Below are 16,485 nucleotides of genomic sequence, written 5' to 3'. Positions count from 1 at the left end.
GGCGCCGGGCGGGCGGCTCAGATCCAGCTGTCGAACCACATCCGGGCGCGCCACGCGTCGTAGGGGATGACCTGCGCGGTCCACACCGGCCAGAACCACCAGAAGTTCAGCACCACGAGCGTCAGGTAGCCGGCCACCGCCGGGACCCCCCAGCGCTGTCGCAGCACGAGGCCCAGGACCAGCACCACGGCCAGCACCATGAAGGGCTCGAAGGCGATCGAGTAGAACTGGTAGATCGTGCGGTGCTGCACCGACAGCCAGGGGAGCCAGCCGGACAGGAAGCCGACGAGCACCGCGCCGGCCCGCCAGTCGCGCTGCGTGAGCCACCAGAAGGCGAGGACGAACAGCCCGAGCGTGGCCACCCACCAGATGGAGATCGAGCCCACCGAGCTGATCGCCTTGGAGCACTTCTCCACCGCGCAGCCGTCCTGGCCGAGGGTCTTCGTCTCGTAGAAGAACGAGGTGGGACGCAGCTGCAGCGGCCAGCTCCAGGGGCTCGAGCGGTAGGTGTGGTCGCTCACCAGGCCGACGTGGAAGTCGTACATCTTCACGTGGTACTCCCACAGCGAGCGCAGCGGCGCCGGCAGCCAGGTCACCCCCTCGCCGGGGTTCTCCACCGCCCACTGGCGCATGTACGCGTCCGGCGTCCGGAACCACACGGCCCACCCGGCCAGGTAGGCCGCCAGGGCCGACCCGCAGTACACAAGGAAGGCCGACGGGCCGTCGCGCAGGAGGAGCCCGGCCGCCCACGGTCGCAGCACCCCCACCCGCCGGCGGGCCATGACGTCCCAGAGCACGGTCATGAGCCCGAAGGCCGCCAGGGCGTACAGGCCGGACCACTTCACGCCGGCGGCCAGGCCGAGCGAGAGGCCGGCCGCCCACCGGTAGGGGCGCAGCCCCAGCCACGGCCCCAGCGCCATCCCCGCCGGTGCCGTCACCCGTCCCCACCGGGACGGGTCGTCCCCGTGCAGGGCGGCCACCTTCCGGGCGAGCAGGCGGCGGGAGGCGGTCCGGTCCAGCAGCAGCATCCAGAAGCCGACCAGCACGAAGAACATGAGCACGATGTCGAGCAGGCCGGTCCGGGAGTGCACGAAGTGGTGACCTTCGAGCATGGTGAGGAAGGAGGCGAGGGTCGCCAGGGTGGCCGAGCCGGTGAGCTGCCAGCCGACCCGCCCGACGACGAGGATCGACAGCGTCCCCAGCACCCACACCGAGACCCGCCAGCCGAAGGAGGACTCGATGCCGAAGGGGATCTCCCCGGCGGCGATGACGAGCTTCCCGACCGGCGGGTGGACCACGAAGTCCGCCTCGTCGGCGTAGACGGTCTCCCAGTTGCCCGTCGTGAAGTGCTCGTCCGGCTCCTCCATGCCCTCGGGCTTGTTGCGCTCGTAGCCCCACTGGGCCACCGACCAGGCGTGCTTCACGTAGTAGGTCTCGTCGAACACGAGCTGGTGCGGCTGGTCCAGGTGCCAGACGCGCAGGCCGCCGCCCACCAGCATGCACAGCAGGGGGCCGATCCACGCCCAGCGGGCGATCCGGCGCGCCCGGGCCCCGGTGGCCGCTAACGGTCCCAGGAGGTCCACCTGGAGACGCTGCTCCAGGCCCGTGGCAGCGTGCGGTGAGGGGCGCATGAGGCGCATCCTAGGGCGGCCCGGCACGCCGGGTAGGTGACCCTCACCCGGTGACTCACCCCACAGCGCCTAGAATCCGGCTTCGTGGCACCTCATACTTCGGCACCGGCAAAGCGGTCGGCCACCACCACGACGATCTGGAACAAGATCCTCATGGCGGTCTCCGGCCTCGTGTTCATCGGCTTCGTCATCGCGCACATGCTGGGGAATCTCAAGATCCTCCAGTCGCACGAGGCGTTCGACTCCTACGCGCACCACCTCCGGACGATGGGCGAGCCCATCCTCCCGCACGAGGGCGCGCTGTGGCTCGTCCGCATCGTGCTGCTCCTGCTGCTCCTCGCCCACGTGGTCATGGCGTTGCGCCTCATGGGGCGCGCCCAGAAGGCTCGCGGCACCCGCTACGCGGTGAAGAAGTCGCTCACCTCCACGCTGAGCTCGCGCACCATGCGCTGGGGCGGCATCGCGCTGCTGCTCTTCATCATCTTCCATCTGCTGCATTTCACGACGAAGACCATCGAGCCGGCCGGCGGCTTCGCCAGCCCGGCCCAGATGTACGTGGAGAACTTCGAGATCTGGTGGGTCGTCCTGATCTACGTCCTGGCGATGATCGCCCTGGGCATGCACATCCACCACGGTTTCTTCTCCTCGATGCAGACCCTGGGTCTCACGTCCGCCAAGAACACCCCGGCCCTCCGCACGGTCGGCGCCCTCCTCGCGGCTGTTGTCGTGGTGGGCTTCCTCGTGCCGCCGGTGGCCGTGTTCTTCGATCTCGTCAACTGACGCTCCGGGAGGACAATCACCATGGCAACACTGTTCGGGGACAACGCCCCCTGGAAGCGCTCGAAGAAGGACGAGGCCCTCGCAGCGGAGGGTGCCTCCGTGGTCGACGGCCAGGCCCAGCCGACCGTCGACGGGGTCGCCGCCGGCGCCACGCCCGCCGACGCCCGTCCGATCAACAAGGACGCCTCGGCCTCCAACGAGTTCTGGGTCGAGGGTGACCCCATCGCCGACACGAAGGCCCCCGATGGCCCGGTCGAGACGATGTGGCAGCGCCGCCAGTTCGAGGCCTCGCTGGTCAACCCCGCCAACCGCCGCAAGATCGACGTGATCATCGTGGGTACCGGCCTGGCCGGTGCCGCCGCGGGTGCCACCCTCGGCGAGGCCGGCTACAACGTGAAGTCCTTCTGCTACCAGGACTCGCCGCGCCGCGCGCACTCGATCGCTGCGCAGGGTGGCATCAACGCCGCCAAGAACTACAAGAACGACAACGACTCGGTCTACCGCCTGTTCTACGACACGGTGAAGGGCGGCGACTACCGCTCCCGCGAGTCCAACGTCTACCGCCTGGCCGAGGTGTCCGCGAACATCATCGACCAGTGCGTGGCCCAGGGCGTGCCCTTCGCCCGCGAGTACGGCGGCCTGCTGGACAACCGCTCCTTCGGTGGCGTGCAGGTGCAGCGCACCTTCTACGCCCGCGGCCAGACGGGTCAGCAGCTGCTCATCGGCGCCTACCAGGCGCTGGAGCGTCAGATCGGCGCCGGCACCGTGGAGATGTTCAACGCCCACGAGATGCTCGAGCTGGTCATCGTCGAGGGCAAGGCGCGCGGCATCATCGCCCGCAACCTGCGCACCGGCGAGATCGAGACCCACATGGCCGACGCGGTCGTGCTCGCCACCGGCGGCTACGGCAACGTCTTCTTCCTCTCCACCAACGCGATGGGTTCCAACGTCACCGCCGCGTGGCGTGCGCACCGCAAGGGTGCCTACTTCGGCAACCCCTGCTACACGCAGATCCACCCGACCTGCATCCCGCAGTCCGGTGACAAGCAGTCCAAGCTCACCCTGATGTCCGAGTCGCTCCGCAACGACGGCCGCATCTGGGTGCCGAAGGACGCCGCGGACTGCGACAAGGACCCCCGCGAGATCCCGGAGGAGGCGCGCGACTACTACCTGGAGCGCATCTACCCGGCCTTCGGAAACCTCGTGCCGCGTGACATCGCCTCCCGACAGGCGAAGAACATGTGCGACGAGGGGCGCGGCGTCGGCCCGGCCATCGCCGAGGTCGGTCCGGACGGCGAGGAGCGCATGGTCCGCCGTGGCGTCTACCTGGACTTCGCCAGCGCCATCGAGCGGATGGGCCAGGAGGCGGTGGCCGCCAAGTACGGCAACCTCTTCGACATGTACGAGCGCATCACGGGTGAGAACCCCTACGAGGTGCCGATGCGCATCTACCCGGCCGTCCACTACACGATGGGTGGCCTCTGGGTGGACTACGACCTGCAGTCGACCATCCCGGGCCTGTTCGTGGCCGGCGAGGCGAACTTCTCCGACCACGGCGGCAACCGCCTCGGCGCCTCGGCGCTCATGCAGGGTCTGGCCGACGGGTACTTCGTGCTGCCGAACACCATCAACGACTACCTGGCCACCGAGGGGCAGTCCGGCGTCACCGCCGACCACCCCGAGGCCCAGGCGGCGCTGCGCGAGGTGACCGAGCGGGTCGAGAAGCTCCTGAGCATCAACGGGACCCGCAGCGTGGACTCGATCCACCGCGAGCTGGGCACCATCATGTGGGAGTACTGCGGCATGGAGCGCAGCGACGCCGGCCTGCGCACCGCCATCGAGAAGATCCGGGCGCTCCGTGAGGAGTTCTGGACCAATGTCAAGGTGCCCGGCGCTGCCGCGACGCTCAACCAGTCGCTCGAGAAGGCCGGCCGCGTGGCCGACTTCCTGGAGCTCGGTGAGCTCATGTGCATCGACGCCCTGCACCGTCGGGAGTCGGCCGGTGGTCACTTCCGTGCCGAGTCGCAGACCGAGGACGGTGAGGCCCTGCGCCACGACGACGAGTTCGCCTACGTGGCCGCCTGGGAGTACACGGGTGCCGGGAGCACCCCGGTGCTCCACAAGGAGGACCTCGTCTACAACGCCATCGAGATGAAGCAGCGGAGCTACAAGTGAGAATCACCCTGAAGATCTGGCGCCAGGACGGCGCGCACGACGGCGGGAAGTTCGCCACCTACGAGGTGGACGGCGTGACCGAGGACATGTCCTTCCTGGAGATGCTCGACGTGCTCAACGAGGAGCTCACCGAGGCCGGTGAGGAGCCGGTGGCCTTCGAGTCCGACTGCCGCGAGGGCATCTGCGGTGCCTGTGGCTTCATGGTCAACGGCATCGCCCACGGCCCGGAGCGCACCACCCTCTGCCAGCTGCACATGCGTTCCTTCAAGGACGGCGACACCCTGACCCTGGAGCCGTTCCGTGCGGACGCCTTCCCGGTGGTCAAGGACCTCGTGGTCGACCGTTCGTCCTACGACCGCATCATCGGTTCCGGTGGCTACATCTCCGTGAACACCGGTGCCGCCGTGGACGCCAACACCGTGCCGGTGCGCAAGGAGGACGCCGACCGGGCGTTCGACGCCGCCACCTGCATCGGCTGCGGCGCCTGTGCGGCGGCCTGCCCGAACGCGGCCGGCATGCTCTTCCTGGGCGCCAAGGTGACCCACCTGGGTCTGCTGCCGCAGGGCCAGCCGGAGCGCGAGTCCCGCGTGGTGAACATGGTGAACCAGCACGACGAGGAGGGCTTCGGCGGCTGCACGAACATCGGTGAGTGTGCGGCGGTCTGCCCCAAGGGCATCCCGCTGGACGTCATCAGCCAGCTGAACACGGACCTGCGCAAGGCCCTCTGAGGCCCGCAGCCCCGACCGAAGGGGGCGCTCACCGGACTCCGGTGGGTGCCCCCTTCGGCGTGTCGGGGGGCCGATCCTCGGCTGCGCCCCCTTCAGCGGGCCGGGGAGTGCAGGCCCAGCCTCGGCCGGAGTTCCCACCGATCTCGCTCAGGACCACCGTTCTCGTCCCAGACCCACGGTGCTCGTCCAGAACCACCGTGAGCGGACGGTGGTTCTGGACGAGCACCGTGATCCTGCGTCTGGGCACGCCCCGCCCCGGCCAGCCCGCCCCACCCCACCCCACCGTGCCCCGACTAGCCCGACCCGTGCGAGCGCCCTACCGGTCCGTCGGCGTACCGTGCGGTGGGAGCGCGCCGTGCGGCGGTGCCCCCGGACCCGAGCGAGCCCGAGCGGAGGCAGGACATGAGTGCAGGCAAGGCCCCTGAGGGGCGCATGTGGGAGCGCTTCGTGGCGCTGGGTGACTCGTTCACCGAGGGCATGATGGACCCCACCGACCGCGACCCGGACGTCTTCCACGGCTGGGCCGACCGCCTCGCCGCCCGGCTGGCCTTCCGCAACGCCGAGCACACCGGCCCGGACGGCACGCCCGACCCGCGCCCCTTCGGCTACGCCAACCTCGCCATCCGCGGCCGGCTCATCGAGCACGTCGTGGGGGAGCAGCTGGAGGAGGCGCTCACCCTCACCCCGGACCTCGTGAGCCTCAACGCCGGCGGCAACAACTACCTCCGCCCGCGCGCCGACAAGGACGCCGTCGTCGATCAGCTCGAGGACGCCGTTGCCCGCCTCCGGGAGACCGGCGCGGACGTCCTGCTCCTGACCGCCCCCAACACCTCCCAGCTGCCCATGGTGCGGCGCGTGACCCCGCGCTTCGCCGACTTCACGGCCAACATCTGGGGCATCGCCCAGCGCTACGACTGCTACGTGGTCGACCTGTGGACCCTCCGTGCCCTGCGCGATCCCCGGCTGTGGGCCCCGGACCGCATCCACCTCTCCACCGACGGGCACCGGCGGGTGGCGCTGCAGGCCGCGTGGACCCTCGGGCTGGAGGTCGAGGGCGGCGACGAGCGGGCGTGGAGCACCCCGTTGCCCGAGGTGGAGCCGCTGAGCCGGCTGGAGTCGGTCCAGGCCCATCGCGAGTGGGCACGCCTGCACCTGCGCCCCTGGGTGGAGCGTCGCCTCACCGGGCGGTCCTCCGGCGACGGCCGGATGCCGAAGCGCCCCACCGTCCAGCAGGTGGACGTGGAGCGCCTCGCCCCCCACCGCGACCGGATCTGACCGAGCGCGCCCTCACCCGGCCTTGCGCGCCCTCATCCGGCCTCGGGCACCACGAGGCAGGCCAGCAGGATCGCCGCGGCCCGCTCCTGGTCGTCCAGCTCCGGCCCGAGGGCGGTGCGCACCTGGGTCATCCGGTAGCGGACGGTCTGCGGGTGCACCCCGAGGTGCTCCGCGACCAGGGCTCGCTGCCCCCGGAGCAGGATCCACGTCCGCAGGGTCTCCACGAGGCGCTCCCGGGCCTGCTCACCGTGGACCGCGAGCGGGGCCAGCACCTCCCGGGCCAGTGCCTCCGCGGCCACCGGATCGCCGTGGACCACGAGGTGGGGCAGCACGTCGGTGAGCTCGAGCGGCCCCTCCCGGCGGGCCGGTCCGCCGAGCCTGGGCGCCGGGGGGACCTCCGCCCAGCGCGAGGCGAGGCGCCAGGTGTCCGGCAGGGTCGCGCGCGGGACCACCGGCCCGACGAGGCAGGCCACGCCCGCCTCGCTCGCCCCCCGACGCGTCTGCCGGAGCTCCTCCTCCGTGGGATCGCCCAGCAGCATGGTGCTCCAGCCCGACCCGGCCGCGCCGACGCCGATCTGGTCCACGGTGAGCGTCCGCAGGGGCATCCGGGCGGTGAGGGCGGGGACGTCACCGGTGCGGCAGATGATCGGCACCACCTCGGACGGGCTGGTCAGCCCGGCGGCGCGGGCCGAGCGGTCCACCTCCCCGGAACGTGCACCGCGCAGCATGAGCAGCCCGAGATGGGCCCGGGCCTGGGTGCGGGAGCGCTCGGCGTGGGCGCGCTCCTCGGTGTGGCCGGCCACCGTGGCCGCCGAGAGGTCGTCGATGTACGCGAAGGTCAGCGCGGCGAAGGCCTGCAGGTCGCGGGCCTCCAAACCCTGGGCCAGCGCCACGTCCGAGAAGGTCACCCAGCACACGCGGCCCCCGACGCGATAGGCCGCGAGCACGGTCTCCACCGAGCGTCCGGCACGTGCCTCGGAGCGGCCCAGGCCGCGGGCGCCGAGCATGGTGGGGCGGGCGGGGGCGGACCCCCGCCCGGAGGTGGCGATGAGGTCGAGGAAGCCGTAGAGCGCCATGGCCACCGCCTCCCGCAGGACCTGGGCCCCGGCGCGGAACTCCTCCCGGTAGGCGGGCAGCTCGGCCATGATCGCCTCCACCGACTCCGCGGAGGCGCTGTCGACGGCGGCGCGCAGGGCGTCGACCACGGTCGGGCTCCACGGGGCGCCGTGCAGGGTGCTCGTCATGGCCGGATCATGGCCGATCTGTTCCCGTGAGACAAATGCCTGGCGGCTTCTCCACCTTCTGGGCCGTGGAATTGGCTGCGGGGAGCAGTGAGGATGGAGCGTATGACCTACCCCCTCCGACGCGTCGCCCCTCGGCCCGAGTGGACCGGGCGACTCATCGACGCCGCCGCCGCGGTGACCACCCCCGTGGTGCCGGACGACTACGTCGACATGCTGGCCCCGCTGCACTCCCGGGTCCGGCTGCGGGCGAAGGTGGAACGCATCCGCCGGGACACCCCGCGCACCGTCTCGCTGTGGCTGCGCCCGGGCGCGCTGTGGCGCAAGCACCGCCCCGGGCAGTACGTCCGCATCGGCGTGGACGTCGACGGCGTCCGTCACTGGCGCACCTACAGCCTCACCAGCAAGCCCGCCCCCGCCGGAACCCCCGGGGAGGCCGGCCTGCTGCAGATCACCGTGACCCAGGTGCCCGACGGCATCGTGAGCACCCAGCTGACGCAGCACACCGAGGTCGGTGACCTGGTGATGCTCGACCGCGCGGACGGCGACTTCACCCTCGACGACCCGCGCCCCGGCAAGGTGCTCTTCCTGGGCGCCGGTTCCGGCATCACGCCGATCATGGGCCTGCTGCGCGGCCACCGCTGGCACGGGGAGAACGCGCCCGACGTGGTCGTGGTGCAGTCCTTCCGCGCCCCCCAGGAGCAGCTCTTCGCGCAGGAGCTGCCGGCCATCGCCGATCGCTTCGGCCTCCGGCTCATCACCCGCCAGACCGCCCAGGCGGGGCGCTTCACCCCCGACCAGCTCGACCTCGAGGTCCCCGACTGGCGCGAGCGCGAGGTGTGGGCTTGCGGCCCCGCCGGGATGCTCGACGAGGTCGAGGCCCACTTCGAGGCTGAGGGCCTGGCCGACCAGCTCCACACCGAGCGCTTCCGCACCGTCGAGATCACCCCCGGGGAGGGCGGCACCGCCACCTTCACCGCCGGCGGGAAGGCCACCGAGGTCGAGAACGACGGCGCCACCACCCTGCTCGACGCGGGGGAGGAGGCCGGCCTGCTCCTGCCCAGCGGGTGCCGCATGGGCATCTGCCACTCGTGCGTGCTCACCCTCAGCGAGGGTGCCGTGCGCGATGTCCGGGACGACTCGATCGTCCTGGCCACCCCCGAGGACCCCACCCTCGTCCAGACCTGCGTCACCACGGCTGCAGGCGACTGCCACCTGGAGGTACCGGCATGACGACCACGCCCGCCCGCCCCACGCACACCACCGCCCCCGACGGGCAGCTCGAGCAGCGACTCCGCCCGGCGGCCTTCAGCGACGCGATGCAGGTCAACAAGGCCTTCGCACGGACTCGCCGCGACACCCGCCGCGGGGTCAACCGCATCACCTCCACCGAGAACCCGGAGCGCCACTGGAAGCCGAAGCGCTCCGGCGGGGAGGACCCGGCCGCGCACCTGACGATCGAGCAGATCGAGGAGCTGGGCCGGGAGATGGACGCCATCCGCCAGCGCATCATCGACTCCCGCGGTGCGGCCGACGCGGCCTACATCCGCCGGGTCATCGCCGTGCAGCGCGGGCTCGACATGGGTGGACGCCTCGTGCTCATGGTCGGCAGCCGCAACAAGGCCGCCTGGGTGCTGGGCACCGGGGCGCTCACCGTGGCGAAGATCCTGGAGAACATGGAGATCGGCCACAACGTGCTCCACGGACAGTGGGACTGGATGCGCGACCCGTCGATCCACTCCTCCACCTGGGAGTGGGACCACGCCTCCCCGGCCGAGGCGTGGAAGCACTCGCACAACGACCTGCACCACACGTACACGAATGTCATCGGCCGGGACAACGACCTCGGCTTCGGCATCGCCCGGGTCGACAAGGACCAGCCGTGGCGCCCGTGGATGGTGTGGCAGCCGGTGCTCAACGCCGTCAACGCGCTGACCTTCGAGTACTCCATCGCGCTCTACGACCTGGAGCTCGGCCGCTACCAGGGCAAGCCGCTCAAGGCCTGGAAGCCGGCGATCCCCGGGCTGCTCGGGGTGGCCCGCAAGGTGGTGCGCCAGGTGGCCAAGGACTACGTGGTGACCCCGGCGCTCTCCGGCCCCGGCTGGAAGAGCACGCTGGCGGCCACGTGGACGGCCAACCTGACCCGCAACCTGTGGAGCAACGGCGTCATCCTGTGCGGCCACTTCCCGGAGGGCGTGCAGACCTTCAGCCGCGCCTCGACCGTCGGGGAGACCCGTGGTGAGTGGTACCTGCGGCAGATGCTCGGCAGTGCCAACATCTCCGGCTCGCCGCTCATGCACATCATGACCGGCAACCTGAGCCACCAGATCGAGCACCACTGCTTCCCGGACCTGCCGAGCAACCGGTACGCCGAGGTGGCCGTGGAGGTCCGCGACGTGTTCGACCGCTACGGGTTCGACTACGTGACCGGCCCGATGCCGGTGCAGCTGGGCAGCGCGTGGAAGAAGATCTTCAAGTACGCCCTGCCGAACGGCGCCTGGGGCGAGCTCCGGGAGCGCCCGGTCCAGTCCGTGGCCGCCGGCGCCCGCTGGTCGGTCGGTCAGGTGCTCAAGAGCCTGGGGCGCAAGAAGAAGCACTCCCGCCGCTGAGGCGCTGAGCCGCCGGCCACGTTCCGAGGCCGGCCGGCCGCTCGCCGCCCCGTTTGACGATGGTCACCTCCTGCGCACGACCATCACCGGTTCCGGTGACCGTCGTGCGCAGGAGGTGACCGTCGTCGTGCGTGGGGAGCGGGGGAGCCTGGCGCCTGGGGGAGGCTCCACAGGTGGTGCCAGCCGGCTCAGGCGTTCGGGTTCTCCAGCACCACCGCGAGGCCCTGCCCCACGCCGATGCACAGGGCGGCCACGCCCCAGCGCACCCCGTCGGCCCGCATGGCGGCGGCCAGGGTGCCCAGGACGCGCGCGCCGGAGGCCCCCAGCGGGTGACCGATGGCGATGGCTCCGCCGCGGGTGTTGACGATCTCCGGGTCGATGCCCCAGGCGTCCACGCAGGCCAGCGACTGCACGGCGAAGGCCTCGTTGAGCTCCACCAGGCCCACCTCGTCCCAGCCGATGCCGGCCCGGGCCAGGGCACGGTTCGCCGCCTCCACCGGGGCGATGCCGAAGCGCTGCGGGTCCAGGGCGAAGGTGCCCCGCCCGGCGATGCGGGCCAGCGGTTCCCGCCCGAGCCGCTCGGCGGCCTTCTCCGAGCCCAGCAGCACCGTGGAGGCACCGTCGGTGAGCGGGGAGGCGTTGCCGGCGGTGATGCGCCCGTCGGGGCGGAAGGAGGGCTTGAGCCCGGCGAGCGTCTCCGGGGTGGAGCCCGGGCGCACCGTCTCGTCGTGGGGCAGGTCGGAGGGGTCGACCCCCGGCACCCCGCAGGTCCAGTTGGCGTAGAAGCCGGACTCCCAGGCCTGCGCGGCGAGCCGGTGGGAGCGTGCGGAGAACTCGTCCATCCGTGCCCGGTCGATGCCGGTCTCGTCGGCCAGCTGCTCGTTGCACTCCCCGAGGCTGGCGGTCCACTCGGCGGGCATCTGCGGGTTCACCAGGCGCCAGCCCAGCGTGGTGGAGGCCATCTCGGCGTCTCCGGCCGGGAAGGCCCGCTCCGGCTTGGGCACCACCCAGGGGGCGCGACTCATCGACTCCACGCCGCCGACGAGGACGAGCTCGGCGTCCCCGGTCTCGATGGTCCGACTGGCCACCATCGCGGCGTCGAGGGAGGAGCCGCAGAGCCGGTTCACGGTGGTGCCGGGCACGCTGGTCGGCAGCCCGGCCAGGAGGGTGGCCATGCGGGCGACGCAGCGGTTGTCCTCCCCGGCCTGGTTCGCGGCGCCGAAGACGACCTCGTCGATCCTGGCCGGGTCGAGCCCGTCCTGCCGGGCGACCATCTCCCGGACGACGGTGGCCGCCAGGTCGTCGGCCCGCACCCCGGCCAGGGCGCCCCCGAACTTGGCGAAGGGGGTGCGGACGGTGTCGTAGACGTGGGCGGCTTCGAGCGACACGGGGGCTCCTGGGGTCGGTGCGTGGTGGGGCAGGTCACATCATGACGCACCGTGGGTCGCCGCCCCGGGCCCCGGGTCACCATCGGGCGGTGCGGGGCGCTGGTCCCGCGCCGTGGGGCTCCGCCCCGTCAGGCCCCGCTGCGGTGCGCCGTGAGGATCACCTCGGCCGCCCGCGCCCCGGCGGTCAGCGCCCCCTCGATGCCGCCGGCCCGGGCCGCGGCGGAGTGGTCGCCGGCGGTGTACAGCCCGTGGTCCAGTCGGGTCGGCACCCGCTCGGCGGTGGGCGGCAGCGCCGGCATGCCGTGGGGGATGTCCTGCCGGGCCACGAGCTCCCAGCCGAAGGCCGGCGTGTCCCAGAGCTCGGAGAGGTGCACACGCACGGCGGCCTCCTCCCCCTCCGGGTGGCCGCTGCGCCAGAGCACCGTCGCGGCCACCAGCGGCCGCCCGGACTCGCTGTACTCCGGGGCCACGTTGCTCACCACGGCGCTCACGACGACCGGTCCGCGGTGCGGGCGGACGTCCACGCGCAGGGCAGTCGAGTCGGTGGGGGCCTCGTCGGCGGTGAACCACCAGGTGGTGGCGCCGTGCCAGCCCAGGTGGGGGAGCAGCGCGGCGGTGCTCCCACTGCCGTGGAGCAGGTCCGAGGCGGCGTCGGCGGGGGTGGCCAGCAGCACCGCCGGGGCGCGCAGCACGCCCGCGGGGCCGCGCACCTCCCAGGCTCCGCCGCGGCGGACGAGGCTGTCGACGGGCCACTCGGTGCGCACCGGGCGCTGCAGGGCCCCGGCCATGACGACCGGCAGGGTCACCATGCCCGCGGCGGGCAGCGCGAAGGAGCCGCGGGCCAGGTCCGCCAGGCGACGGCGCGCCACCTCGGCCGCGCTCGCCCGCTCCCGGATCCGCGAATCGCGGGTGTTCTCCAGGGTGACGGCCTCCAGCAGGCGCTCGGCCGCGATGCGGGGGCGACCCTCGAGCCCTCCGGCGTCGAGGGCGTCGAGCCAGGTGGCGTCAGGGGAGCCGGTGGGCTGGTCGTGCCCGCTCCACCACCGGCGCAGGGCCCACACCTCCCGGACGTCGGCGGCGTCGGCGGCCAGCCCGGAGCGGAGGGTGGAGAGCAGGTGCTGCGGGGCGCGGCGCGGGTTCGTGACGCGCCGGACGTCGGAGACCTCCGGGCCCGAGGCCACGAGGAGCTCCACGCCGGGCAGGAAGCTCTCCAGGCCGAGGGCGTCGAGGTCCACATGGGCGGCCAGCTCGGGGCCGGCGGGGTTGAGCCACTGCAGGCCGTGGTCGACCGTGAAGCCGTCGACGATCTCGCTGCCGATGCGGCCGCCGGCGGTCACCTCGGCCTCCAGGAGCTCCACGGTGAGCCCGGCCTCCTCGAGGCGGCGCGTGGCGGCCAGCCCGGCCACGCCCGCGCCCACGACGAGGACGTCGGCGTCGTCGGAGCGCAGCGGCACCCGGGTCAGGCTGCGGCCGGTCATGCGGCGCCGCCGGCGTCGGAGGGGGTGAAGGTGACGGCCAGGGCGTGGGAGCCGCCGGGCTCCAGGGCGATGGAGTGGTCCACCTCGTCCCGCCGGGGGCCGATGCAGGCGGTCTCGACGCACAGGAAGCGGTGCCAGCCGTCGTCGGGCACGTCGGTCATGCTGGCGGCGCCCTCGGCCCAGGGGGTCCACACGACGGTGTCGGCGGCGCCCTGGGTCTCCAGGCGGACCGAGCGCTCGCCGTCCTCGAGGGTCACCGGGCCGGCGGTGCGGTGGATGAGATCGGTCGGACCGTCGGGGCGCAGGGTCTCGCCCGCCTCCCCGACGGACCGGGCGTTCTTGTCGACCACCACGGACCCGGCCAGGCCGGTCACGGACGTGGCGCGGACGTCGTGGACGGCCAGGTAGGTGTGCAGGGCGGCCTCGACGCGGCGCGGCTCGGCATCGGCCGGCAGGGCGGTGGTGAGCTCCAGGTGCAGCTGGGTGGCCCCGGCGGAGAGGGCCAGGGTGAGGTCGACGCCGTCGGCGTTGGTGGCCAGGGTGAGGTCCACGGTGCCGTCGGGCTCCACGTGGGCCTCCCGCAGCTGCCACGGCTGGGTGCGGGCCGGGCCGTGGCTGGGGGTGTGCTCGCCGTCGGGGCCGCCGGCGAACCAGGGGGCGCAGAGGGGGATGCCACCGCGGATGGCCCGGCCGGGGGCGCGCACGGCCTCGGGGCTCAGCCAGAGCAGGTCCTCGCCCCCGGCGGGCATCCAGGAGAGCAGGTGGGCCCCCTGGAGGTCGAGGCGCAGCGTGCAGGCCTCGGTGGCGGCGCGCAGCTCCTCGGCGCCGCTGCTGCTGGGGTGGGTGGTCACTCCGTCGGGCAGGCGTGCGGGGCACATGTCGTCCACCCTAGTCGTGGGGAGGAACGGGAGCCGTGGTCGAACGAGGGCGGGCCGGGCGAGGCTGGCGGGGCTGGGGCCCGGGAGCACGGTGCGGTCGGGGCCCGGGGCGGAGTCGGCCTGTGACCGGCAGCACGGGAAGGTAAAGGTTTGGTGATCTTTCCCGGTTCAGGGTCGTTCTGGCTGGCGCGAAGCAGATCCGTGGGGGAGAGTTGGTCCTGCTGAGACGGGGAATGGGATCTCCCGTTGAGTGTTTCTCTGATCCGAACGGTGGAGGGACGCCTGAAAAGGACCACCGCACGGGACGAGAGAGGGCCGGAAGCCAAGGCTTCCGGCCTTTCTCTCGTGCAGGGCGCCGCGGGGCAGCGGATGCGGCCTCAGGTCGTGGTCTGCGGGGTGTCGGCCGGCGCCTGCTCCGGGCGCGGCTCGGCGCCCAGCAGTGCCGTGAGCCACCGGTTGCCCGGCACGTGGTCCACCAGCACGGCCTTCATGAAGATCGTGGCCGGCACCGCCACCAGGGCCCCGAGCGGGCCGAGCAGGTAGGCCCACACGATGAGGCTGATGAAGATCACCGTGGCGTTGAGGCCGACCATGTCGCCGGTGACGCGGGGCTGGATGACCGTCTGGGCGATGAAGTTGATGGCCCAGTAGCCGACGGCCACCACCACGGCCATCACGGGCCCCTTCTCCAGCAGGGCGATGAGCATGGGCGGGACGAGGCCGATGACGAAGCCGACGTTGGGGATGTAGTTGGTGACGAAGGAGAACACACCCCAGGTGAGCGCCAGCGGGATGCCGAGGGCCAGCAGGAAGACCACGTCGACCACGGCCACCAGCAGGCCGAAGACGGTGGTGACCACCCAGTAGGAGCGGACGCGGCGGGCGAAGTCCGTGAACGCCGCGGCCGCTCGGGGGTTCTGGTCGGTCAGCACGGCCATGCGCTTCTCCACCGAGCCGGTGTCGAGCACCAGGAAGATCAGCCCGGTGAGGAGCAGCACCAGCAGGGAGGCGCCGCTGGACAGCTGCGAGGCCAGGCTCTGGACGAGGGAGGCGATCTGCTGGGGGTCGATCGAGCTCATGAGCTCCTCCAGCTGGGACTCCTCGACGCCGTAACCGGCCAGCAGGTCGATCGCCTGCTGGTAGAGATCGCGCCCCTGCTCGAGGTACTGCGGCATGACGTCCACCAGGCGCAGCACGGACCAGACCATGGCGGCGATGATCGCGGCCAGCACCGCGTAGACGGCCACCAAGGAGGCCAGCGTGGCCAGCGGTCCGGGAACCCTGCGGGCGCGCAGCCAGGTCACCATCGGGTAGGCGGTGACGACGAGGGTCAGGCCCAGGAACATCGGACCGAGCATGCCGGCCTGGGCCCGGATCCCCGCGGCGATGATGACCAGCGCCGCGAGCCCGAGCAGGCCGGCGAGGGGGCCGGCGGGCGCGCTGTGGCCGCCGGCCGTGGTGGGAGGGGTGGCGGAGGTCTCTTCGAGGCGGGTGCTCACGCTCGGGAGCCTACGGGCACGGTGGGCCCTCGGCGGTGGCTGTGCGCGCCACCCGGGTGCGTTCCGGGGTCGCTCGGCGCCGTGGTGTCGGGGTGGGTGCTCAGCGGCGGCGGGCCCGCACCACGTGGTCCTCGCTGCGGTGGGCCCCGGCGCCCTCGGTCACGTGCCGGGTGCGCAGCTCGTCGGTGACGACCTCCCACTCCGGGCCCAGCCTGTCGCGGACCGCGTCGGGGGTGAGGAAGCGCGTCGGGTCGAAGCCGCCCTCGTGGGTGTCGGCGGGGTCGATGACGTGGTGGACGAAGAGCAGGGTGCCTCCCGGGGCGACCAGCTCGGCCAGCCGCCTCTCGGCCACCTGCTCCGCGGTGCGCTGCAGCACCGGGTACATGGCCACCACCAGGTCGAAGCGGCCGGCCTCGAGCTCGGCCTCCTGGAGGGGGCTGGCGACCCCGGTGACCCGCACCCCGGCCCGGTCCGCTGCGGCCAGGGTGTGCTCCACCGCGTGCTGGGAGATGTCCAGCGCCGTCACCTCCCAGCCCTGCTGGGCGAGCCACACGGCATCGGCGCCCTCGCCGCAGCCCACGTCCAGTGCGCGCCCCGGGGCGAGGCCGGCGGCCTCGGCGGTCAGAGCCTCGTTCGGGTGGCCGCTCCAGCGGGTCCCCTCGGCGTACATCTCGTCCCAGTGCTCGGCGCTCTCCGGCGGGTGCTCGGCGCGCTGGTGCCCGTGGTGCTGGGGCGTCGCGTCGGGGGAGTCAGGGGTCGTCATGTCAGCAGTGTCTCGCTGCGGGGTCGGGTTCTCGCCGGCG

13 protein-coding genes are annotated in these 16,485 nt (G+C 72.6%); 6 read left to right on the top strand and 7 right to left on the bottom strand.

Annotated elements, in window-relative coordinates; genetic code table 11:
- Positions 1–17: 17 nt before the first annotated feature.
- Positions 18–1,631 carry a dolichyl-phosphate-mannose--protein mannosyltransferase gene (locus CFT82_RS04700; protein ID WP_234994266.1) on the bottom strand — a complete coding sequence of 538 codons (1,614 nt, stop codon included), beginning with the start codon at positions 1,629–1,631 and terminating at the stop codon, positions 18–20.
- A gap of 84 nt (positions 1,632–1,715) precedes the next feature.
- Between CFT82_RS04700 and CFT82_RS04695 the strand changes: the two genes are divergently transcribed.
- The 4 genes from CFT82_RS04695 (at position 1,716) to CFT82_RS04680 (ending at position 6,589) form a co-directional block, all read left to right on the top strand.
- The gene (locus tag CFT82_RS04695; RefSeq protein WP_088817865.1) at positions 1,716–2,411 is read left to right on the top strand and encodes a succinate dehydrogenase cytochrome b subunit; all 696 of its coding nucleotides are present in this window, start codon (positions 1,716–1,718) and stop codon (positions 2,409–2,411) included.
- Positions 2,412–2,432: 21 nt separating this feature from the next.
- Positions 2,433–4,586: a fumarate reductase/succinate dehydrogenase flavoprotein subunit gene (locus CFT82_RS04690; RefSeq protein WP_088817864.1), complete on the top strand. Its 2,154-nt coding sequence runs from the start codon at positions 2,433–2,435 to the stop codon at positions 4,584–4,586.
- Positions 4,583–5,314 (top strand): succinate dehydrogenase/fumarate reductase iron-sulfur subunit, encoded by a 732-nt coding sequence (locus tag CFT82_RS04685; RefSeq protein ID WP_088817863.1) that lies wholly within the window; start codon positions 4,583–4,585, stop codon positions 5,312–5,314. The genes CFT82_RS04690 and CFT82_RS04685 overlap by 4 nt, the downstream gene beginning before the upstream one ends.
- A 402-nt stretch (positions 5,315–5,716) precedes the next feature.
- Positions 5,717–6,589, top strand: a complete 873-nt coding sequence (locus tag CFT82_RS04680) for an SGNH/GDSL hydrolase family protein (RefSeq protein ID WP_088817862.1) — start codon at positions 5,717–5,719, stop codon at positions 6,587–6,589.
- Between the two features lie 32 nt (positions 6,590–6,621).
- On the opposite strand, the gene CFT82_RS04675 is transcribed toward CFT82_RS04680, so the two are convergent.
- Positions 6,622–7,833 carry a helix-turn-helix domain-containing protein gene (locus CFT82_RS04675; protein WP_088817861.1) on the bottom strand — a complete coding sequence of 404 codons (1,212 nt, stop codon included), beginning with the start codon at positions 7,831–7,833 and terminating at the stop codon, positions 6,622–6,624.
- Positions 7,834–7,935: 102 nt separating this feature from the next.
- Here CFT82_RS04675 and CFT82_RS04670 point away from each other — a divergent pair, with 102 nt between their 5' ends.
- Positions 7,936–9,063, top strand: a complete 1,128-nt coding sequence (locus CFT82_RS04670; RefSeq protein WP_088817860.1) for a ferredoxin reductase — start codon at positions 7,936–7,938, stop codon at positions 9,061–9,063.
- Positions 9,060–10,439 (top strand): fatty acid desaturase family protein, encoded by a 1,380-nt coding sequence (locus tag CFT82_RS04665; RefSeq protein ID WP_200815045.1) that lies wholly within the window; start codon positions 9,060–9,062, stop codon positions 10,437–10,439. The genes CFT82_RS04670 and CFT82_RS04665 overlap by 4 nt, the downstream gene beginning before the upstream one ends.
- A 188-nt stretch (positions 10,440–10,627) precedes the next feature.
- On the opposite strand, the gene CFT82_RS04660 is transcribed toward CFT82_RS04665, so the two are convergent.
- The 5 genes from CFT82_RS04660 to CFT82_RS04640 form a co-directional block, all read right to left on the bottom strand.
- Entirely contained in the window at positions 10,628–11,827 is a 1,200-nt protein-coding gene (locus CFT82_RS04660; protein ID WP_088817859.1) for a thiolase family protein, read from the bottom strand.
- 128 nt (positions 11,828–11,955) lie between these two features.
- Positions 11,956–13,305, bottom strand: coding sequence for an FAD-dependent oxidoreductase (locus CFT82_RS04655; RefSeq protein ID WP_088817858.1), 1,350 nt, complete (start codon positions 13,303–13,305; stop codon positions 11,956–11,958).
- Positions 13,302–14,183, bottom strand: a complete 882-nt coding sequence (locus tag CFT82_RS04650) for a D-hexose-6-phosphate mutarotase (RefSeq protein WP_088817857.1) — start codon at positions 14,181–14,183, stop codon at positions 13,302–13,304. The genes CFT82_RS04655 and CFT82_RS04650 overlap by 4 nt, the downstream gene beginning before the upstream one ends.
- A 377-nt stretch (positions 14,184–14,560) precedes the next feature.
- Positions 14,561–15,682 (bottom strand): AI-2E family transporter, encoded by a 1,122-nt coding sequence (locus tag CFT82_RS04645; RefSeq protein ID WP_088817856.1) that lies wholly within the window; start codon positions 15,680–15,682, stop codon positions 14,561–14,563.
- Positions 15,683–15,782: 100 nt separating this feature from the next.
- Entirely contained in the window at positions 15,783–16,445 is a 663-nt protein-coding gene (locus CFT82_RS04640; RefSeq protein ID WP_088817855.1) for a class I SAM-dependent methyltransferase, read from the bottom strand.
- Positions 16,446–16,485 lie beyond the last annotated feature (40 nt).

The organism is Kytococcus aerolatus, assembly GCF_900187395.1.
Taxonomy (GTDB): domain Bacteria; phylum Actinomycetota; class Actinomycetes; order Actinomycetales; family Dermatophilaceae; genus Kytococcus; species Kytococcus aerolatus.
The sequence above is the reverse complement of the archived record's forward strand: the minus strand, read 5'-3'. Positions and strand labels throughout refer to the sequence as shown.

Excerpts from the sequence above, each read along its gene's own strand:
- CFT82_RS04640 (WP_088817855.1), bottom strand. The coding sequence starts at position 16,445 with ATGACGACCCCTGACTCCCCCGACGCGACGCCCCAGCACCACGGGCAC.
- CFT82_RS04670 (WP_088817860.1), top strand. The coding sequence starts at position 7,936 with ATGACCTACCCCCTCCGACGCGTCGCCCCTCGGCCCGAGTGGACCGGG.
- CFT82_RS04700 (WP_234994266.1), bottom strand. The coding sequence starts at position 1,631 with ATGCGCCCCTCACCGCACGCTGCCACGGGCCTGGAGCAGCGTCTCCAG.
- CFT82_RS04675 (WP_088817861.1), bottom strand. The coding sequence starts at position 7,833 with ATGACGAGCACCCTGCACGGCGCCCCGTGGAGCCCGACCGTGGTCGAC.
- CFT82_RS04680 (WP_088817862.1), top strand. The coding sequence starts at position 5,717 with ATGAGTGCAGGCAAGGCCCCTGAGGGGCGCATGTGGGAGCGCTTCGTG.
- CFT82_RS04665 (WP_200815045.1), top strand. The coding sequence starts at position 9,060 with ATGACGACCACGCCCGCCCGCCCCACGCACACCACCGCCCCCGACGGG.
- CFT82_RS04690 (WP_088817864.1), top strand. The coding sequence starts at position 2,433 with ATGGCAACACTGTTCGGGGACAACGCCCCCTGGAAGCGCTCGAAGAAG.
- CFT82_RS04655 (WP_088817858.1), bottom strand. The coding sequence starts at position 13,305 with ATGACCGGCCGCAGCCTGACCCGGGTGCCGCTGCGCTCCGACGACGCC.
- CFT82_RS04650 (WP_088817857.1), bottom strand. The coding sequence starts at position 14,183 with ATGTGCCCCGCACGCCTGCCCGACGGAGTGACCACCCACCCCAGCAGC.